This is a genomic window from Spirosoma montaniterrae, from assembly GCF_001988955.1.
Lineage (GTDB): Bacteria > Bacteroidota > Bacteroidia > Cytophagales > Spirosomataceae > Spirosoma > Spirosoma montaniterrae.
The window spans coordinates 2,619,165-2,638,964 of the sequence record NZ_CP014263.1 but is presented as its reverse complement, the minus strand read 5'-3'; the positions used below and the strand labels follow the sequence as shown (position 1 = coordinate 2,638,964).

The following is a 19,800-nucleotide window of genomic DNA, read 5'->3' as shown; positions in this document are numbered from 1 at the left end:
GTTTCGCGATTTGTTCGGTTTCAGAGCAAGAGGGTTAAGGTTAATTCAGGCAGTACGTCTTCGCCCGACAGCGTGACGGTCTCGCCCTGTTTGATTTCAATAGAACCGTTTTGGCGGTAGATAAATACCTGCTTCCCGGCCCGGTCGATGAGCCAGCCCAGCCGAACACCATTGTCGCGGTATTCTTCCATTTTGTCTTTCAGCACATTCAGGTCGTCGCTCGCCGACCGTATTTCTACCACAAAATCGGGGCAAATAGAGGCAAATCCCCTGCGTTCTTCGTCTGACAAACTATCAATACGTTCTTTCTGCACCCACGCCACGTCGGGTGAGCGCACGGCTGAGTTAGGCAGTTTAAACCCGGTTGACGAATCGTAGGCATAGCCCAGTTTGGTTCGGCGATTCCAGTTCCAGAGTTCGCCTGCTACTTCAAAGTTGTAATTTCCTGTGTCGGTTCCGGTAAGTGGCATAAAAATGATGTTTCCCTCAGCATCGCGTTCGAGTTTGAGGGCTTCGTTGGCCTGGCAGAGGTCAAAGAAAAAATCATCATCGAACGAACGCTGACGGGGCGGATGCATCGTGCGGAGTTGCAGTTCCATCTTACTGTCGTTTTCTCAAATATAACGAAAATTGGGTGGTTTACGGTTCTTTATCCAGTAAACAATACTACTTCCTGACAAGCGGCAACCGCACCTGCGACGGGTATTTGGCCGTGTGAAACACCTGATTGTGCGCCACTATGCCTTTGGTTTCGTCGTAGTTGTTGCCGCCCGTGTTGAGGTTGCGCTCGAAACGCGGGAAGTTGCTGCTCGACACTTCGATGCGAATGCGGTGGCCGGGCGCGAAGAAGTTGCTCGTCGCCATTGGGCTGAGTGTCAGCTTATAAACCTTGCCTTTCTCCATCATCACCGCTTTGTCGAACCCTTCGCGATAGCGGGCGCGGAGGATGGTTTCATCCAAATTATACGCCCGTCCGTCGGGATAGACGTCCACCAACTTCACCGTAAAGTCGGTGTCTTTAGCGTCGGACGCTACGTAAAGCGTAGTTTCAATATTGCCCGACAGTTCAACGCCCTCGGCAAACGGCTCGGTGGTATAGACTAAAATATCCTGCCGGGTTTCCATCTGATGCTGATCGAAGGCTCCGCCCTGCACGGCATTGCCCGTACAGCAAACGTTGCCGCCATACGACGGGACCGGAAAGGCCGGGTCATAGGTAAAGGCGTCGGGTTTTTCGGTGGCAGCGGGGGGTGTGGCGAGTAATTTACCGTCGCCGTAGAGACTATTGGCGCGGCCTCCGCTACTGAGGTAATACGTGGTCATCTGTGCGTTGGCGGGGGGCCAGGTCTCCGACGTTTGCCACTTGTTGCTACCCATCGTATAGTACCGAACGCGGGGCATTTTGGCGGGGTCTTTAGCCGTTTCGCCTTTCAGAAAATAGTCGAACCAGCCGTAGGTCAGGTCGTCGTAGTTCAGCCGCGCATCGCCCACGCTACGTTCGCCCACGACGGTGTTGGCCGTAGCGCGTTTGTAGGCACAGTGCAGCGTGGGCGCAATCACAAGGTACTGGGCGTTGCGGGTGGCTTCATCGACCGCATTTTTCCGAACGTGATTGAACAGCGCGAGGTTGGGGCCGGTCGAAACGTCGTACCACGACGCGAACCAGAAACTCGGTACACCAAACGGCATGTTGTCGTGATACAGCCCCCCTTTATACCAGTCGGGGTCGTTGGGCTTGCGGACAATCATTTTGTCGTACACCCCACGTTGGCCGTTCGCGTTCTTGATAATGTCCTGCACGGGCAGATGCCGCAAGCCCTGCGCCCAATCGACTTTGGGCATTTCGGGGGCGAGGTCGTAGAAGCGCGACACCCGCGCCAGGTCTTCCGACGTAGCGGCTTTCGGGAAAACAGGCCGAGCCATCGCATCGACCTGCGTACCGTAGAGCCAGGCTGTGAACAGCATCTGCTGCGCCCCGCCCCGATACCAGTTGCCCTGTTCCATAAACCCACCCACGCGCCCAACGCCTGCGCCAAAACCCTGCGCCACCATCGCGGCATGGGCCGGATGGTCGAGCGCGGCTACGGCCATCTGCCACTCAGCCGTTGACGAACAGCCCAGTGTTCCGATTTTGCCGTTGCTCCAGGGTTGCTTCGCCATCCACGAAAACGCGTCGTAGCCGTCGGTGGTTGGCGAGCCGAGAATGTCCCACTCGCCTTCGGAGAAGAATTTGCCGCGTTCGTTCTGCACCACGTAGGCATAGCCCCGTTTCACGGCATCGAGCGCGGTTTGGTAGTTGTTGGCGCGTTGTTCACCATCGCCCCAGTTGTTGAAGTTGTAAGGCGTTTTGGAGAAGATAATCGGTACGCGCCCGTCGGTCTTAGGCCGGTAAATATCGGTTGCAAGCCGAACGCCATCGCGCATCGGCATCATCACTTTTTGTTCGATAATGGCAATTTGCTCAAGCTGTTGCAGCACCTCGGCAGCATTGAGCGGGGTTTGGGCGTGGGCGAAACGGGCCATACCCAACAGTAAAAACAGCGCGAACGCGCCTGCGTAACGGTTTTTCATACAACGGAAATGTGTTAGGGAATTCGTTACGCAGAAAAGCAAAAGGAGGGCGAAAGCTACGCTACAACTGCGCCAGCAGATACAACACGGCCATACGGACCGCTACGCCGTTTTCGACCTGATCGAGAATGATGCTGTGGGGCGAGTCGGCGGCATCGGAGGTTAGCTCAACGCCCCGGTTGATGGGGCCGGGGTGCATCAGCACAATGGGCCGGTCCAACTCGTCGAGCATCTGCTTCGAGATACCGAAATACAGCGAATACTCCCGCAGCGACGGAAAATACTTGATCTGCTGCCGCTCTAACTGAATCCGCAATACGTTGGCAACGTCGCACCAGGCGAGGGCTTCGCGGACGTTGTGGCCCACGCGTACACCGAGGCTCTCGATGTATTTCGGTATCAGCGTTTTAGGGCCGCAAACCATCACCTCGGCCCCCTGTTTTTGCAGACAGAAAATGTTCGACAAAGCCACCCGTGAGTGGGTAATGTCGCCGATGATCGCGATGCGTTTACCCGCTATGTCGCCGAGTTTTTCGCGGATAGAGAACGAGTCCAAAAGGGCTTGCGTGGGGTGTTCATGGGTGCCGTCGCCCGCGTTGACCACGTTGGCTTTGATATGCTTTGTCAGGTAGTGGGGTGCACCGGGACTGCTGTGCCGCATCACCACCATATCGACCTTCATTGCCAGAATGTTATTGACGGTATCGAGCAGCGTTTCGCCTTTTTTCACCGATGATCCCGACGCCGAGAAGTTCACCACGTCAGCAGAAAGTCGTTTTTCGGCCAGTTCAAACGAAAGCCGGGTGCGGGTCGAATTCTCGAAAAAAACGTTGGCAATGGTCACGTCGCGTAGTGACGGGACTTTTTTGATGGGCCGGTTGATGACTTCTTTAAACTGAGTAGCCGTGTCGAGAATCAGGTTAATATCGGTCTCGGTCAGGTCTTTAATGCCCACCAGATGGCGGACACTGAGGGCAGTACGAGGGGTCGGTTGGGCCATGTGTGCGAACGCAGAAAGATTGGGCAAAGATAGGGCGTTTCGATAAGGGGCCGAATTAATTCGGCCCCTTATCGAAATTTACTCCACCACCACACCCGCAAAGCCCGGCACTGTCACCTGACCATCTTCGTAAACGGCCCCCTCGACGGTGGAGAACACGATACAGCGACACCAGCTTTCGTCGGGAGAGAACACAACCGTGATGGGTTGCGCCGTCAGGTTCTGCACCACCAGCACACGCTGCCCACTGGCCGACTGCCGGATGAACGATAGGATGCCCCGCTGCCGGATGCCCGTTTGTTCGATACGGCTGAGGTTATCGTTCAGCACGGGGTGGCCGTTGCGGAACTGAATCAGGCGTTTGTAATGGCAGAAGAGCGAATCATTATCCTGCTGTTGTAAGGCCAGCGGACGAATGCTGCGGCTGGTGCTGTACCGGCCCCGTTGCCAGCGGGTGCGCTGTTTGTCTTTGTCGCGGATGTGCCAGAGAAACGGCTCACGGATGTGTTCGTCGGGTTTGCGGCCAAGCATTCCGATTTCCTCGCCGTAGTACAGATACGGATTGCCGGGTAGCGTTAGCAGCAGGTTAGCGGCCACTTTCAGCTTGTCAGTGTTGCCTTTCAAAATGCTGCCGATACGTTCCTGATCGTGGTTCGACAGAATCAGCGCATCCACGAAGTTGGGGTTCACCTGCCCATAAGTTCCCTGCACGAAGGCGAGCAACTCAATCAAATCTTCGGTATCGTCTTCCCGCCGAATCACCTCGTACAACGACAGCGCGAAGTCGAAATTAAACGTAGCGTGCAGCCCCCGGTAATACGGAGCCACCTTTGTCGGGCGGGTCCAGACTTCGCCAATCAGGTGAACGTCGGGCTTGAATGCTTTGATGCGTTGCCGGAATTCTTCCCAGAACTGATGGTTTTTGGGCTCTTCAGATTCGCGGTAGAGGTGCCGGGCCGCATCGAGCCGGAACCCATCGACGCCCACATCGGTCAGCCAGAATCTGGCGACGTCTACGAACGCATCGCGCACGGGCGGGTGGTCGAAATTAAGGTCGGGCATACCTTTCCAGAACATGCCGTAGTAGCGTTCGGGGAACGTGCTGCCCGGCACCTCATGCCACGGATTGCGTTCGCTGGAATCAGCCGTAATGTCGCGGGTTGCGAGGTTACGGGCTTTGATTTCGGCGGGTGTGAGCCATTTGTAGTAGTTCCAGTACTGGCTTTGCGGCCCCCGGCTGGCGTCTTTGAACCACGGGTGTTCGATGCTGGTGTGGTGCAGTACCAAATCCATCAAAACCGCAATGCCGCGCTTGTGGGCTTCGTTCACCAACCGCCGAAAATCATCGAGTGTACCGTATTCGGGGTCGATGCCGTAGTAGTCGGTGATGTCGTATTTGTGGTAGCTGGGTGAGGGGTTAATGGGCATGAGCCAAATGGCCGAAATGCCCAAATCCTGTAAATAATCAAGATTATTGGTGACGCCGTTGAGATCGCCGATACCGTCGCCGTTGGAGTCGGCAAAGGAGCGGACAAAAATTTCATAATGAACGCCAGTGTGGCCGAGGGGTAATACTGGATTGAACACGGATTTAAAGGGGAACCGAAGCGTCGGCCCGGACAGATTATACGGATGTTACGGATTAACACAGATTTTTTGCTGTGGGTTTTACACAGAATCTGTGTTAATCCGTAACATCCCGCTCCGGCGTACCGGTACAATCCGTGTTCCATTATCGTTTCAGCACTTTGGCTGTGGTTTGCTGGTTGCCCTGCTGTACGTGCAGAATGTATAGTCCTGTAGCTAATTCGGCCACATCGAGCGTGTGCCTGAGTTGGTCAGTGTTTTTCTGAACGCGCAGGCTGCGGATGCTACGCCCGTTACCGTCGCGCAAGCTGAATAGAACCGCGCCCCGGTACGCGCTTCGCAGGTCGATATGAAGTTCAGAATCAGCCGGATTCGGCGATACGATCAGTTGACCCGCTGCGTGTGGCTCGTTGGCCGTAACGAGTGTAATTGCGGCTGTCCACGGCACTAAATTGGCTTCGGGGATGGGGAGTTTCTGGCTCGAAAACAGGTGAAATTCGCCCGGTTGCAGAACAATCCGCGCTTTCGGATTCGCGACCGTAACGGGCTGACCGGTAAAATAATCGTACCACGTCCCCGGCGTAGGAAAAGCCGCTTCTACCAATTGAGCAACGGCGTCGAAATTACCAATCAAATAGATTGTATTGCTGGCATCGGTTAGCGTTAGCTGCTTCACAATACCACTCATATCCGCCGTGAAATTGGCTGTGCTGAATGCCGGAACGGTCTTCTTTAACTCGATCAGGTTTTTATATACGTTGAACAGTTTCAGCCGATTGGCATCCTGATAATAGTCCCACTTGATGGGTTTCGCGCCCGTGCGCCCGTTCTGGTTGATAGAAATATCGTAGCCTAATTCGCCAAACTGCCAGATGAGCCGGGGGCCGGGTACAGCCAGTAAAAATGCCGCAGCCAGTTTGGCCCGTTCGAGAGCCGTAGGTAGCGATTTTACGTTGTACGACCCTTCTGTGCGGCCATTCGTTACGGCGTCATAGACCAACCGTTCTTCGTCGTGACTCTCGGCATAGCCCAGCAAATTGGGCTTGCTCCAGCCCCGCTGTTTGTACGAAATACCGCCAATGTTGGCCGTAAAGCCTTTGATCGAATTACGGAAACCGCCGTTCTCGTTGCCCCACATCAGGAACCCTAATTCGGCTAATTCCTGCTCTTCGCGATTCTCGGCAAAGTGTTCGAGTATGTACAGGCCGTTGGGGTTTACAGCCGTTAACTGCCCATAAATTCGTTTCCAGATAGCGATTCGGCTGGCGTCGTAGGCACTCCAGGCCGATACGTCACCACCCGTATTTTTCTGCGTGAAGCCTTTAGACAGGTCGAACCGGAAGCCATCGAAGCGGTATTCGGTCAGCCAGTAGCGGTTTACGCGTTCAACAAATGCCTGCGTGGCTGGGCTTTCGTGGTTGAAATCGAAAAAAACGCTGAACGGGTGCGTGGCCTGCGGGTTGAAAAACGGGCTGTCGGCAGTGGGTTTTGTGCCATCCCAGTAAAGTTTTACGTAGGGAAACTCAAAGTCGGCCTGGTTCAGCACCATGTCGAGAACAACCTTGATATTGTTCTGATGGCAGACGTCGATGAATCGCTTCAGGTCGTTTTTGGTACCGTAAGCTTTGTCGGGCGCAAAGAAAAAAATCGGGTTGTAGCCCCACGAATCGTTACCTGCAAACTCCATAATCGGCATCAGTTCGATGGTCGTAACGCCGAGTCGTTTCAGGTAGGGCAAACTGTCGATAACGGCCTGATAAGTACGGGCGGCTGAGAAATCGCGTACCAACAGTTCATACACAATCTCGCCCGTGGTGGGCCGGGCAGGCAGCACATTGCTTTGCCAGACGTAAGACGATTGGTTTGGCTGGAATACCGACACAATCCCCGTGGCTCCCGCTGGATACGGTTTCAGGTTTGGATAGGTCGTGGCCGGAATAAATTTGTCGTTGTTGGGGTCCAGAATTTTCTCGGCGTAGGGGTCGGCCACGGCAAGGCTACCATCGACCCAGTACTGATAGGCCACCTCGCGGCCCGGTTGCAATCCCGTCAGTGTCAGCCAGTAGCGGTCGCCGTCGGGGGTGCGGTTCATCAAATACTGCGGGCCGGGTGTCCAGTTATTGAACTCACCAATTGCATACACAAAGTTCTTCTTCGGTGCATAGAGCACCAGTGTTGTCGTGGCGTCGTTGCGGGTGCCGCCCACGTAGTTGACGCCATCGCGCACGCCATTAGGTAATGGCGCAATGGTTGGCTGGGGCCGAACGGTAAAGAAAAACGTGTCAGCAACCGACTGTATCGGTAGCGATGACGTGGTAGCTCGTAAAATAACCGTTTTGCGAACGCCCGGCTCACTACCCGTGGGCAGGTCGGCCCGGATGGTATCACTTTCGGTGGTTGGGTTAACGGCCTGCCCATCGACAGTAAGCGAGAGAGTTGCCCGCTGCGACACCCGGTAGCGAACCGGCAACGTGGCATTAGGTTCAACGAATAGGTTTTTCTGCGCCGGAGCCAGCCGGGTTATGTTCAGACCGGCATCGTAAATGGTCACAAAAAAGTCTTCGGTTTGCGCCCGGCCATCGCCACTTTTGAGCAGCACGCCCAGCCGCCGAATGGGCGTGTTGGCCGGTACGCCAAAGTACGTGCGCGGCACAAGTTTAATCTGCCAGCGGTCGTTGCCAAGCGATGTCATGCGGCCCGGCTCAAATGGTGCGCTAAAGTTGGTTTGCCCCGCCGGTTGAAACTGGAAGGCATCGCCCGTAGCGGTAGACCCCGCTCCCGACCAGAGAAATACGTCGCTGGTTTTGCCCAGCAGTCCCTGAGCACGCGTGTCTTTAGCTTGCTTGACGTCGAAGACCAGCGTGATCTCGGCGTCGGCGGTTGGAAAAGCGGGCAAGGTTGTAACAGCCTGAGCCAGAAGCTCCGACATGAAACCCAGCAAACAATAGAGAAGGATGTAGCGACGTGTCATTGGTTACTGAAAATGCTAAGCCACAAAGTAACAGGTTTGTGCGTAGATGTATCACTTTCCATAATAATATTTTATATGTTAGAAAGAATTGAACGTTTCGTTGAATAAAGCTGATTTTGTTCGTATTTTTGGAATTACAGTAACGTTAAAAAGTTGATTATCAATGAAACAGGTCTTCTCTATGATTGCGCTGACAGCCGTCGTGCTGGTTGGCTGCACCAAAAGTTCGAGTGATCCAACGCCTGCCACCGATCCCAACGCCATTGCCACAACCAACGTGCGCATCACGGCCACGGTGCCGTCGTCGGTCAAAGCCGATGACAAACTAAGTTTAGCGGGCAACTTCAGCACCGCCAGTTGGGACCCCAAAAAGAGCAGTTCGTTTGAACTGAAGAAAAACAGCAGCGGGGCCTACGTAGCCGACGTGCCCGTGTCGGCCCTGCCCACGACCGGCAATCTCGAATACAAAGTAGTTCGCAACGCCAGCGCGAGCGATAACGCCGATGGGTGGAAATACGTCGAAAAAAACGATAAATGTGAAGAATTGCCCACCAACCGCACCATTACGGTAAGTGAAGCTGCTGGCAAAGAATTCAAAATCACCATCCAGAATTTCCGCAACACCGGAACGTGCGGGGATTGACCCCCGTAGAGACGCGACCCTTCGCGTCTCGGCACCCGGCAGGCATGGCAAGCACCCCCTTCGCGTCTCGGCACCCGGCAGGTTATTGTAAACCCATTTGAGTACGGGCCTACCAGACGCTGAGACGCGAAGAGGTCACTTGCCATACCTGCCGGACAGGGTCGCTTACAATACCTGCCGGGTGCTGAGACGCGAAGGGTCGCGTCTCTACAACAAACCCTTCAATGCCTGATATACCCGGTGCGTGGGTAGGCCCATAACGGTGTAAAACGAACCGTCGAGCCGCTCGATGCCGACCAGCCCGATAAAATCCTGTGCGCCATATGAACCGGCTTTGTCGAAGGGTTTGCATTGGCGGATGTAGTAGCTGATTTCGTCGTCGGTCAGGTGCGCGAACTGCACCAGCGTTTCGTCGGTGAACGAGGTTAAGCCACCGGGCGACAGAATGGCAACGCCCGTGCGAACCCGATGCGTTCGGCCCGACAGCAGCCGCAACATTCGGTGAGCGTCGGCTTCGTTCTGCGGTTTGTTCAGAATCTGCTCATCGACAATCACCACGGTATCGGCGCAAAGCACAATCCGCTGGCCGAGATCGGGCCGAAACTGATCGGCTTTCTGGCAGGCGAGGTATTCAGCCACAGCATCGGCGGGCATAGTGTCGGGAAAAGTTTCATCGGTCGGGCGCGTTTCGATAGTGAACGTAAACCCGGCGTCGGTCATGAGTTGTTTTCGGCGGGGCGACCCGGACGCCAGTATAAGGGGGAAAGGCAGAGAAAGCATGAATTAGAGATGAGGGATGAACGATGAGTGATAAATAGCTTTTTAATAACAGCCTTGCAAATCTCGCTTTATATTCGCAACTCATCACTGATCACTCATACTCTTTGCATATCCGTTTTGCTACTCCCGCCGATGCCGCCCAGCTTACCAGTTTGGCGGCCATTACTATGCGCGAGGCTTTTGGGCCGCCTTATAATCCTGCTGAGTTAGTTGACGAATACATCAGTTCAGCCATTACATTACCTCAAATTGACGCTGAACTGACTGATTCAAATGCTACGTTTTTTGTACTGGAAACCACTGACAATAAACTCGTTGGATATGCTAAACTGCGTCGGCAAACGCCACCGCGCCGGATGCCCGCGCCGTATCGCCGGAAAGGTATGTCAATAGAAATTCAGCGTATTTATTTGTTACAGAGTCAGATAGGGCAGGGGCAGGGTCGCCTGCTGATGCAGCACTGTTTAGACTGGGCGCGGCAACAGGGTTACGCGGCTGTGTGGCTCGGCGTGTGGGAGCGTAATGAACGGGCATTGGCTTTTTATTACCGATATGGTTTTGAGCGATTCGGGTTTCATTATTTTCAGTTTGGCTCCGAACGGCAGCGTGATTTTTGGCTTTATAAACCTTTGACGACGTACTTTATGCCCCAAAGTTAAACCAATGCAGTAGTTCGTCTTCAAACGACGTACATAACAATAATTTTTTATCATGAACTACCCACACCGAAACAGGTATACGTTGCGGCTACATCCGGTCTGGATGAGTCTGCTGCTATGCGTGGGGCTGATTCATGTTGCAATTGCCCAAACGGATACGTCGCGCACTAAACGCGGGGCGACCGATTCATTGGCAACTCCGCTCTCGACCGCCGTAGCCGATAGTGTGCTGATGCAACGCGATAGTGTGTTTTATACGCGCCTGAAAACCAGTATGTATAAACGCCGACTCACGCGTCAGCTTTATGATGCTGTATTTCGCGATGTGTATAATAGCCGTCGGCAAACGGGCGAGGTCAATCAAATCGAAATCAATCCGTTCAAAAGGTATGAAGGGCGCATCATCGGTTCCATTCATTTTCGGCGATTGGGCGTATTCGGGCAAACCGTATACGACACATTGCGAAAACCCGGCAACTGGGCCGAACGGGTGGGTAACCGGCTGCATACCAATACTAAAGAGAATGTAATCCGGCGGTCGTATCTGCTGTTTCGGGAGGGCGACGCCGTGAATCCGAACGTGCTGCGCGACAATGAGCGGCTCCTGCGAACGATTCCCATTTTTACCGATGCCCGTATTCTGATCGTGCCGCGTGAAGGCAGTCGGCAGTTTGTTGAGGTATACGTGATTACGCAGGATGTCTGGTCGCTGTTACCCTTAGGCGGATTTGGGGGATTCAACAACTATAGCGTTGGTTTTGAGCAGCGAAACTTTCAGGGGCTGGGGCATCAGCTTTTTGTACAATTTGCACACAATGGAACCGACCCACGCCAGAAGGCTGAGTTTCAGACGCGTTATACGATACCATTTATTGGTAAAACCTTTTTGACCGCTCAGGCCGAACTGCTGCTCCTTCGGAACCTGAAACAAGGGTCAGTGCGGCTTTTCCGGCCATTTATCACACCCGACACCAAATATGCCGGTGCCATTGAGTTGAACCATACACAGGTGAACAACCGAATCATCACCCGCGATGATAGTGTGCTGCTGGTGCCGGTCAGTTATAATTATACCGACGTCTGGGTTGGCCGCTCGTTTCGGTTGTTTTACAAGCCGCAAAACTCGGAAGAAGTGGGCCGGTCGCGGTTGATTGTGGCTCTGCGCTATTCAAATTACGATTACATGCGACGTCCCGCTGTCAGGGCAGACACCAATCAGTTTTACCAGGATAGTCGTACTGTGCTGTTCAGCGTCGGCTTTTCCCGGCGAAAATACATTCGCGACGTACTGATTTACGGATTTGGCCGCACCGAAGACGTACCCATTGGTGAAACGTTTGCCGTTACAACGGGTGTCGATAATGCTGAGTTTGGTCCACGTGGCTACATGGGTATCAATTTCTCGCAGGGCAAATACATCCGAAAGGCGGGCTATCTCTACGGCCTGATCAACCTCGGCAGCTTTACTCGAAGCACGGGCTTTGAACAGGGGGTATTGTCGATGGAGAGTAATTATTTCAGTCCGTTGCTCGATACCCGCTGGGGCAATATTCGGCACTTTTTCAATGTTCGATACACCACGGGTATTGGTCGGTTTTTGAACGAATACATTACGCTCAACAGTAACGGCAGTGGTATCCAAACCGATGGAATCGGCATTTCGAGCGATGCGCTGCGCGGCACGAAACGACTGTTGCTTAGTTATGAAAATATACTATTCGGGCGGTTCAGTCTGGTTGGCTTTCGGGTCGCTTTTATTACGTTTGCCAATATAGGCTTAGTCAGTTTTCAGGATCGGGCATTGTTGCGGGGGCCGTTGTATCAGGGATATGGCATCGGGTTTCGGCTGCGAAACGAGAACCTGACCTTCAATAGCTTTCAGATTCGACTGGCGTATTATCCGAACATTCCCGGCAATAGGCTACCCTTTCGCCAGGCTTTCGAAGGCGTCCCAACGCTGCGTTTCCGGGATTTCGATCTGTCGGCCCCCGCCATCATACCCTATCGCTGAGTCTTCCGATAGGCTTCCTCTAATCGGTTGCTATTCACCATCTAATCTCCCGTCAGTTTTTCAAGTCAGGCAGCAGATCCAACTAAAACGAGCAGGGCGGAACTTTGTGAAAAAAATAATTGTATTAAATGTATCGACATTTAATACAATCGTAGTAGCTTTGCAGCATGTCTATTGAAGCTGACATTAAACAAACAATCCCGTTCAAATCGCCATACCACCGGGTTATGGTGAATTTGATATACACCAGCAACTGGGTAGCCGACAGCCAGACGCGCATGCTGAAACCGTTTGGTCTGACGCTACAACAGTATAATGTGTTGCGGATTCTGCGCGGGCAATTTCCAAATCCGGTGAAGGTGAGTGACATCACTGAGCGAATGCTCGATAAAATGTCCAATGCATCCCGTCTGGTTGATAAGCTCGTTGCCAAAAAATTAGTGTTGCGCACCGAATGCCCCAGCGACCGTCGGGCCGTTGACGTGGTCATAACCGACGCCGGTTTGGCCCTGCTCAAGCGGTTAGATGTGTATCAGGGCGAATGGGATACCATCCACCGCGACAAACTGACGGAAGATGAGGCTGTTCAGCTTAGTCATCTGCTCGACCGGCTGCGTCAGTAAATTGAATTAGAGAAGCTAATTCAACAACAATTTTTTCTAAATGCATTCATTCTTTTAAATAAATACAACCAATTAATTAAAATCCCATGAAAACACGTCAAATTTTAACAGGTCTGGTAGCCGTAGCGGTACTGACCAGCTCGTCGGCCTTCGTTGCATCTGGTATTGATGCGCCCGGCGTGGATGCGCCCGGTAAAAAAGCAAAGCCAACCGCCTACAAAGTGGATGCTGAAAAAAGCATTATGAAATGGAACGGTAAAAAAGTTACGGGCCAACATTTTGGCACCGTAAAACTGGCCGACGGTGCCCTAACCGTTGACGGTGGCAAACTGACTGGCGGCACGTTTACGTTCGATATGAACAGCATTGCCTGCACAGACCTGACCGACGCCGGATACAACGCGAAGTTCATCGGCCACATGAAGTCAGAGGATTTTTTCAACACGGCAAAATTCCCGACGTCAACGTTCAAAATCACGAAAGTGACACCGAAGGGCGGTAACGCTTATGACATCACGGGCGACATGACCATCAAAGGCATCACCAACAAGGTGACGTTCCCGGCTACGATCAAAACTACGGCCAATGGCATTGAAGCCGAAGGAAAAGCTACCCTCGACCGCACCAAATACGACATTCGTTACGGCTCGAAATCGTTCTTCGAGAACATTGGCGATAAGGCTATCTACGACGATTTCTCGGTCGACATGAAATTAGTAGCGGCTAAATAATACGACGTTGCATCGTATTGGCTGGCGCAGGTGGCTGGCGCGAAAGGAGACGCAAAGGGTTGCGTCTCTACACCGGATGGTCAATTGTAGAGACGCAACCCTTTGCGTCTCATTTGCGCCAGCCATCTGCGTCAGCCACACAACGACAACAATTGGTATAAACAGAAAAAGCCGGTAGCTAAACCTCTTCAGGTGCTACCGGCTTTTTTATTGATTTGAGATGCTAACTCTACACGTTAAGCTTTTTTACCGGCTGGCTTTTTCTTGGCTGCACCTTTTTTGGCACCCCCATCGAGCGAGTTGATCCAGGCCGCTAACTTCAGCGCATCGTCTTTCGGGACCTGCTTCATGGCAGCCATTGGCGGATAGCCCGGCCAGTTGGCAGGCTTTGGATTGTAGATCAGTTCTACAATTTGCTCATTGGTGTAATTTTTCTTGGCAACGTCGATGTAAGCCGGACCGACTAACCTCTGGTTAGGACGATGGCAGGCAATACAGGTATATTTGCTCATCAGGGCCTGCATATCGGCTGGAATTTCGCCAGCGGGGGCCTGTGCCATAACGTCGAGAGATGCGACGGCAAGCGAAGCCGCAGCAAGGAAGAATCCAAACGATTTTTTCATGGGAATCAGGTAAACGGTTAAAACAAACGAAATATAGATGGTAAAAAAGCCACACAAAAATAGACGGTTTAGCCCGATAAGCCAATCCAGACGTTGCATTTTACCACCAAAGCCACTATAAGACAAAAATTACCTACAATGGTTTAAAACAAGCCTGTTAACTATGCCAGCTACACCCCTCGACCGCTTCTCCGGCCACGCCGATTTGTATGCTCAATATCGCATCGATTACCCCGCCGATTTGTATGAATACGTTCTCTCGTTTGTTCGCGAACGCCACACGGCCTGGGATTGTGCTACGGGCAACGGGCAGGTAGCCAGCGCATTGGCCGATTTGTTCGCGCAGGTCGAAGCCACCGACATAAGCGATACGCAACTCGACCGGGCTGTGCAACGTCCCAACATTCGCTATCAGGTCAGTCCTGCCGAGAAAACTCCTTTTGATGACCACTTGTTCGATCTGATTACGGTGGCGCAGGCACTACACTGGTTCAACCTGCCAGCGTTTCATGAGGAAGTCCGGCGCGTTGCCAAACCGGGGGCGGTGCTGGCTGAGTGGGGCTACGGTCTGGTGAAAATCGGCGACGACCTGGACCCGTTGCTGCTCGATTTTTACCGCAACCGTATCGGCCCGTACTGGGACCCACAGCGCAAATACATCGACGACGCCTACACCACACTGCCCTTCCCTTTCGCCGACGCGCAACGGCAGACGTTTACGGCCTACCGTAACTGGACAGTGGAGCGATTTCTGAATTATTTACGTACCTGGTCTGCCGTGCGGCAATACATGCACGAAAATGGTCACGACCCCGTAACGGCGTTGGGCGAAACGCTGGAGCCGTTGTGGGGCAATGCCGAACGCGAGGTGCGTTTCCCAATTTTTATGCGTATCGGTTACGTGCTGTAGACGCCTGATGGTCAATGGTGTAACTAATTGGTTTCTTATGACTTTATAAGGAACAAATTGCATTGGTAGATGTTGGTAGTATATTTGTTCAATAGTCTTAAAACTCAACAATTCTATGAAACAATATCGCTACTGGCTATGGTTGCTGGGTTGGCTTGTCGTTTGCGTGTCGGCGCAGGCTCAAAATCAGCGGATTACCGGTCGGGTTACGTCGCAAACCGACCAGAGCGGGTTGCCGGGGGCCAGTGTGGTCATCAAAGGCACTACTACCGGCACCACCACCGACGCAGAGGGCAACTATTCGATTGCCGTGACCGAAGGAGCCGTTCTTCAATTCAGCATGATTGGCATGAAACCGCAGGAGGTGCTGGTGGGTAATCAGACAACCATCAATGTGGTGCTGTCCGACGATGCACAGGCACTCGAAGAGGTGGTGGTAGTGGGCTACGGTACGCAGCGCAAACGCGACCTCACGGGTGCTGTGGCGCAGTTGAAAGGTGAAGAAATTGTGAAGTACCCGGTGCAGACGCCCACCCAGGCGTTGCAGAGCCGCATGGCCGGGGTTCAGATCATTGCGTCGGGCAGGCCCAACGAACAACCGCAGATTCGGGTGCGGGGCGTTGGCTCGGCATTAGCAGGCGTTAATCCGCTCTACGTGGTCGATGGTGTACTCACCGACGATATTCGCAACATCAGCAACAATGACATCCTGAGCATCGAAGTCCTGAAAGATGCATCGGCGGCTATTTATGGTGTGCGGGCCGCCAATGGCGTGGTGATTGTGACTACGCGCCGGGGAAAGTCGGGAGCTACGCAGGTACAGTACGATGCCAACATCAGCCTGCGCCAGCCCGCCAATCTGGTACGGATGGCAAACCGCGACCAGTATGTAGCGTATCTGGCCGATGCCGCCCCCAATCAGAACGTTAACAACCCGCCCCTAACCTCAACCCAGACCACCAACTGGTACGACGAAGCCCTGCGAAATGGCCCCCAGTCGAACCATAACCTGTCGATTTCGGGTGGTGGCGAACGCAACACGTTCTTCTTCAGCGCGGGCTATTTTACCGATGTGGGCGTGGTAAAAACCAACGACTTCCGGCGACTGACGATTCGGGCCAACAACGAAGTGAAAATCAATGACAAGCTCACCTTCAGCAACCAGCTTTCGTTTGCGCGGGGTAATGAGCGGAGCGTGAACTTAGATGGCGTTTACCAGAATCTGTACCGGGCCGCGCCTATTGTGCCGGCAATAATCGATGGGCGGTATGGCAACCTTTCGGCTTTTGGCAACGTGGGTAATCCCATTCTGAGTTTAGACGCCCGCACCAATCGCATCATCAACAATCGGTTGCAGGGTAATCTGGCCCTTAACTATAAACCCGTTGAGTGGCTCACATTGCGCTCGGCCTTTAATACCGACCTGATTTTCAACCGCGACCAGACCTATCTGCGGCAGTTTCAGAACGATGCCATCACGTTTATTACGGCGGGGGGCAATCAGCGGCAGCAAAACAGTCAGCTTACGCTCAAAGAGGGCAAATCGCTCCGGTATATCATCGACAATACCGCTACTATCGACCGCACGTTTGGGCAGCACAACGCAACGCTGCTGCTGGGAGCCGTAACGGAGCGGTTCACATCCGATTTCATTGAAGGTGCCCGTATCAACGTACCCAACGACCCTGATTTGTGGTATCTGGGGCTGGGCAATCCCGACCAGCAACTGTCGAACAACAGCGAAGGGGATTTGCAAACCCGCCAGTCGTTTGTGTCGCGGCTGACGTACAGCTTCGCCAACCGGTATCTTTTCAACGCGTCGCTGCGGGCCGATGGCAGTTCCAAATTCAGCGAACGCTGGGGCTATTTCCCAACCGTGGGTGCGGGCTGGGTTATCTCCGATGAAGCGTTTATGAAAAGCCAGTCGGTGTTCGATTTTCTGAAATTTCGGGCAAGCTGGGGTATTCTGGGGAACGACAACATTGCCAGTAACGCCTATATCCTGACGGCGGCTGTCAATATTCCGTACTTCTACAACAATGGCCTAACGCTCGGTACGGCCATTCAGGATATAAAAAACCAGCAACTGAAATGGGAACGTACCGAACAAATTGATGCCGGGCTGGAGTTCGCCTTCTTCGATAGTCGGCTGACTGGCGAAGTTGATTATTACAGCAAAACCACCCGCGACGCGCTGGCGTTTCAGATTATTCCGGCCATTTTCGGCGACCCCGACAATCAGTTTCTGACCAATATCGCATCGTTTCGCAACCGGGGTTTCGAGTTTATTTTGAACTGGCGCGAAACGCTGAAAAGTGGCCTGGGCTATAGCATCGGCGGCAACCTGACGCTTAACCAAAACCAGCTTGTTGGTCTTAACGGAGGGCAGGCATTGCTGGCCGGTGGTGTGGGGCAGCAGGGCTTCGTTACCCGCAGCGACAATGGGCAACCCGTAGGCAGTTTCCACGTGCTGAATGCTATCGGCGTATTTCAGAATCAGGCCGAAATCGACGGGTCGCCCGTGTTTGGCAACCGCGCCAACGTTCGGCCCGGCAATCTCAAATACGAAGACGTTGACCGAAACGGGGTCATCGACAACAACGACCGGATTTATGCCGGGTCGTATCAGCCAAAGTTGTATTACGGCATCAATCTGGGGCTGACATTCAAAGGTTTCGACCTTACCGCCGACGTGTACGGCAACGCGGGCAACCAGATTTATAACGGCAAGAAGGCGTTTCGTTTTGAAAATACCGACAATATCGAAGCCGCTTATGCCGACGCCCGCTGGCAACCTAACCGCCCCTCGCAAACCGACCCGCGCCTGATTACCGCAGCTACGCCCGCTTCTACCTACTTTGTGGAGTCGGGGTCGTTTGTGCGGCTCAACAACCTGACGCTCGGCTACACCATTCCGACGGCTTGGCGCGACAAGGCCAAGCTCCGCACGGCCCGGCTCTACGTGACGTCGCAGAACCTGTTCACCATTCAGCAGTACAGCGGTTTCAGTCCCGAACTGCCGGGTGGGCCGTTAGACTCCGGGATCGAACTTAACTCGTATCCCACCACCCGCACGTTTGCCGTTGGGCTTAACGTAGGTTTCTAACTCAAAAAGACTCAGCTATCATGAATCATACAAAAAAAATCGCTCGGCTGGCGGTGCTATCCATCTTGCTGGGAGTGGGCCTGACAGCTTGTAACGAATTTTTAAATGCGCCCCCGCAGGGCCAAATTGGCGTTGCCGCCGTCAGCAGCGACCCCGCAGCCGCCCAGAACTTGGTGACGGGCGTGTATAACACTATGTGGGAGGGCGGTATGCACGGCTTCGATTATGTGGGTATGACCAACATCGCGTCCGACGATGCCGACAAGGGCAGTTCGCCTGCCGACGGAGCCAACTCGTTTGGTACGCTCGACAACCTGAACCCAACGCCCGGCGTGGGCAACCTCAACAACGTGTGGGCAACCTATTTCCGGGCCATTGCGCGGGCCAATCAGGCACTGGCTCTGATTCCAAGCAGCCCGGCAAATCAGGCTACCCGGAATCAGCTTGAGGGCGAAGTGCGGTTTTTGCGGGCCTATTTTTATTTCACTTTAGTGCGCTTTTTTGGCGGAGTGCCGCTTATTGACCGCGTACCGCCAGTTGAAGAAATCAATAACACAGCGTTGCAGGCACGGGCCAGTAAAGAACAGATATACGCCCTTATTGTCAGCGACTTGCGCTTTGCGGTGAATGGTTTGCCCATAAAAGGACAAACCCAAACGGGCCGGGCCACCAAAGCCGCTGCTATGGGCCTGCTGGCAAAAGTCTATATGTATCAGAAAAACTGGCAGCAAGCCTATGCCCTGAGCGATTCGATACTCAAAAATCAGGCGGGTACGTATGACCTGCTGCCTAACTACGCCAACATTTGGCGCGAAGTGGGGGCCAATAGCAATGAGTCGTTGTTTGAAGTGCAGACTGGTATCAATCTGGCCTGTAATGCCGCCATTCCTCTCTACAGCGTTTGTCAGGGGCCGCGTGCGGGTGGCAAACGGGGCTGGTCGGATTTGGGCTTTGGTTTTGGAACGCCGTCGCAGAGCCTGCTCGACGAATACGAACCGAACGACCGTCGCCGGGCGGCTACCATTATTTTTATCAACCCGGCTCCGCTTGGTACGGTGCTGTGGGATGGCTACCGGATACCCAGCCGCGACTCGGTCGAGAACGACCGTTACAACTACAAGTCGTATCATAGCCGCACGTCTGAGCGGAATTGTGGCAACAACGACCGGCTACCTAAAAATCTGCGGATTCTGCGCTTGGGCGAAGTTGTGTTGATGCATGCTGAAGCCGCGCTGGCACTGGGCCGAACCGCCGATGCGCTGGCCGACATCAACCGGCTGCGGGCGCGGGCCGGTTTGCCCGCTCATACCACCATCGACCAGGCCAAAATATGGCGCGAACGGCGGGTTGAACTCGCTATGGAACACGACCGCTTTTTCGATCTTATCCGGCAGGAAGAGTTGCAGCCGGGCCGGGCCGCTCAGGCATTTACCGCACATGGCAAAACCTTCGTGAAAGGCAAAAGCGAAGTGTTCCCCATTCCGCAGACGCAAATCCAGTTAAGTGGGGGCGTACTGACGCAAAACCCAGGCTATTAATTTTTTTAAGGGGAACACGGATTGGACCGATGCTACGGATTAAAACG

The 19,800-nt window shown here is 53.6% G+C and carries 15 protein-coding genes; 8 read left to right on the top strand and 7 right to left on the bottom strand.

The window, feature by feature from the left end:
• Nucleotides 1–20 precede the first annotated feature (20 nt).
• The 5 genes from AWR27_RS11495 to AWR27_RS11475 form a co-directional block, all read right to left on the bottom strand.
• Nucleotides 21–599, bottom strand: coding sequence for a Uma2 family endonuclease (locus AWR27_RS11495; protein ID WP_083732818.1), 579 nt, complete (start codon nt 597–599; stop codon nt 21–23).
• 67 nt (nt 600–666) lie between these two features.
• Entirely contained in the window at nt 667–2,523 is a 1,857-nt protein-coding gene (locus AWR27_RS11490) for a CocE/NonD family hydrolase (RefSeq protein ID WP_157579321.1), read from the bottom strand.
• Between the two features lie 109 nt (nt 2,524–2,632).
• Nucleotides 2,633–3,571, bottom strand: a complete 939-nt coding sequence (locus AWR27_RS11485) for an aspartate carbamoyltransferase catalytic subunit (protein WP_077131307.1) — start codon at nt 3,569–3,571, stop codon at nt 2,633–2,635.
• 78 nt (nt 3,572–3,649) lie between these two features.
• Entirely contained in the window at nt 3,650–5,158 is a 1,509-nt protein-coding gene (locus AWR27_RS11480; protein ID WP_077131306.1) for an alpha-amylase family glycosyl hydrolase, read from the bottom strand.
• A 145-nt stretch (nt 5,159–5,303) separates the two neighbouring features.
• A complete protein-coding gene (locus AWR27_RS11475; RefSeq protein WP_077131305.1) occupies nt 5,304–8,129 on the bottom strand; it encodes an alpha-amylase family glycosyl hydrolase in 2,826 nt (941 codons plus the stop codon).
• Nucleotides 8,130–8,292: 163 nt separating this feature from the next.
• On the opposite strand from AWR27_RS11475, the gene AWR27_RS11470 reads away from it, so the two are divergent.
• Nucleotides 8,293–8,772, top strand: coding sequence for a hypothetical protein (locus AWR27_RS11470; RefSeq protein WP_077131304.1), 480 nt, complete (start codon nt 8,293–8,295; stop codon nt 8,770–8,772).
• A gap of 207 nt (nt 8,773–8,979) precedes the next feature.
• Here AWR27_RS11470 and AWR27_RS11465 read toward each other — a convergent pair whose 3' ends face one another.
• The gene (locus tag AWR27_RS11465; RefSeq protein ID WP_077131303.1) at nt 8,980–9,552 is read right to left on the bottom strand and encodes a Maf family protein; all 573 of its coding nucleotides are present in this window, start codon (nt 9,550–9,552) and stop codon (nt 8,980–8,982) included.
• Between the two features lie 104 nt (nt 9,553–9,656).
• Here AWR27_RS11465 and AWR27_RS11460 point away from each other — a divergent pair, with 104 nt between their 5' ends.
• The 4 genes from AWR27_RS11460 to AWR27_RS11445 all read left to right on the top strand — a co-directional run bounded on the left by AWR27_RS11460 (nt 9,657) and on the right by AWR27_RS11445 (nt 13,576).
• Nucleotides 9,657–10,211 (top strand): GNAT family N-acetyltransferase, encoded by a 555-nt coding sequence (locus AWR27_RS11460; RefSeq protein ID WP_077131302.1) that lies wholly within the window; start codon nt 9,657–9,659, stop codon nt 10,209–10,211.
• 52 nt (nt 10,212–10,263) lie between these two features.
• Nucleotides 10,264–12,222: a BamA/TamA family outer membrane protein gene (locus tag AWR27_RS11455; RefSeq protein ID WP_077131301.1), complete on the top strand. Its 1,959-nt coding sequence runs from the start codon at nt 10,264–10,266 to the stop codon at nt 12,220–12,222.
• A 167-nt stretch (nt 12,223–12,389) separates the two neighbouring features.
• The gene (locus tag AWR27_RS11450; protein WP_077131300.1) at nt 12,390–12,845 is read left to right on the top strand and encodes a MarR family winged helix-turn-helix transcriptional regulator; all 456 of its coding nucleotides are present in this window, start codon (nt 12,390–12,392) and stop codon (nt 12,843–12,845) included.
• A gap of 86 nt (nt 12,846–12,931) precedes the next feature.
• Nucleotides 12,932–13,576 (top strand): YceI family protein, encoded by a 645-nt coding sequence (locus AWR27_RS11445; RefSeq protein WP_077131299.1) that lies wholly within the window; start codon nt 12,932–12,934, stop codon nt 13,574–13,576.
• A 236-nt stretch (nt 13,577–13,812) separates the two neighbouring features.
• Here the strand turns inward: AWR27_RS11445 and AWR27_RS11440 are convergent, their stop codons facing one another.
• Nucleotides 13,813–14,199 carry a c-type cytochrome gene (locus AWR27_RS11440; RefSeq protein ID WP_077133934.1) on the bottom strand — a complete coding sequence of 129 codons (387 nt, stop codon included), beginning with the start codon at nt 14,197–14,199 and terminating at the stop codon, nt 13,813–13,815.
• A 163-nt stretch (nt 14,200–14,362) separates the two neighbouring features.
• Between AWR27_RS11440 and AWR27_RS11435 the strand changes: the two genes are divergently transcribed.
• From AWR27_RS11435 to AWR27_RS11425, 3 genes are all read left to right on the top strand, one after another.
• On the top strand, nt 14,363–15,109 hold the full coding sequence (locus AWR27_RS11435; RefSeq protein WP_077131298.1) for a class I SAM-dependent methyltransferase: 747 nt from the start codon (nt 14,363–14,365) through the stop codon (nt 15,107–15,109).
• 115 nt (nt 15,110–15,224) lie between these two features.
• Nucleotides 15,225–18,215: a SusC/RagA family TonB-linked outer membrane protein gene (locus tag AWR27_RS11430; protein ID WP_077131297.1), complete on the top strand. Its 2,991-nt coding sequence runs from the start codon at nt 15,225–15,227 to the stop codon at nt 18,213–18,215.
• Nucleotides 18,216–18,235: 20 nt separating this feature from the next.
• The gene (locus AWR27_RS11425) at nt 18,236–19,753 is read left to right on the top strand and encodes a RagB/SusD family nutrient uptake outer membrane protein (protein WP_077131296.1); all 1,518 of its coding nucleotides are present in this window, start codon (nt 18,236–18,238) and stop codon (nt 19,751–19,753) included.
• Nucleotides 19,754–19,800 lie beyond the last annotated feature (47 nt).

What these genes read in the sequence shown, in the direction of transcription:
- AWR27_RS11495 (WP_083732818.1), bottom strand. Translation starts at nt 599, where the DNA reads ATGGAACTGCAACTCCGCACGATGCATCCGCCCCGTCAGCGTTCGTTC.
- AWR27_RS11490 (WP_157579321.1), bottom strand. Translation starts at nt 2,523, where the DNA reads ATGGCCCGTTTCGCCCACGCCCAAACCCCGCTCAATGCTGCCGAGGTG.
- AWR27_RS11485 (WP_077131307.1), bottom strand. Translation starts at nt 3,571, where the DNA reads ATGGCCCAACCGACCCCTCGTACTGCCCTCAGTGTCCGCCATCTGGTG.
- AWR27_RS11475 (WP_077131305.1), bottom strand. Translation starts at nt 8,129, where the DNA reads ATGACACGTCGCTACATCCTTCTCTATTGTTTGCTGGGTTTCATGTCG.
- AWR27_RS11470 (WP_077131304.1), top strand. Translation starts at nt 8,293, where the DNA reads ATGAAACAGGTCTTCTCTATGATTGCGCTGACAGCCGTCGTGCTGGTT.
- AWR27_RS11465 (WP_077131303.1), bottom strand. Translation starts at nt 9,552, where the DNA reads ATGCTTTCTCTGCCTTTCCCCCTTATACTGGCGTCCGGGTCGCCCCGC.
- AWR27_RS11455 (WP_077131301.1), top strand. Translation starts at nt 10,264, where the DNA reads ATGAACTACCCACACCGAAACAGGTATACGTTGCGGCTACATCCGGTC.
- AWR27_RS11450 (WP_077131300.1), top strand. Translation starts at nt 12,390, where the DNA reads ATGTCTATTGAAGCTGACATTAAACAAACAATCCCGTTCAAATCGCCA.
- AWR27_RS11445 (WP_077131299.1), top strand. Translation starts at nt 12,932, where the DNA reads ATGAAAACACGTCAAATTTTAACAGGTCTGGTAGCCGTAGCGGTACTG.
- AWR27_RS11440 (WP_077133934.1), bottom strand. Translation starts at nt 14,199, where the DNA reads ATGAAAAAATCGTTTGGATTCTTCCTTGCTGCGGCTTCGCTTGCCGTC.
- AWR27_RS11435 (WP_077131298.1), top strand. Translation starts at nt 14,363, where the DNA reads ATGCCAGCTACACCCCTCGACCGCTTCTCCGGCCACGCCGATTTGTAT.
- AWR27_RS11430 (WP_077131297.1), top strand. Translation starts at nt 15,225, where the DNA reads ATGAAACAATATCGCTACTGGCTATGGTTGCTGGGTTGGCTTGTCGTT.
- AWR27_RS11425 (WP_077131296.1), top strand. Translation starts at nt 18,236, where the DNA reads ATGAATCATACAAAAAAAATCGCTCGGCTGGCGGTGCTATCCATCTTG.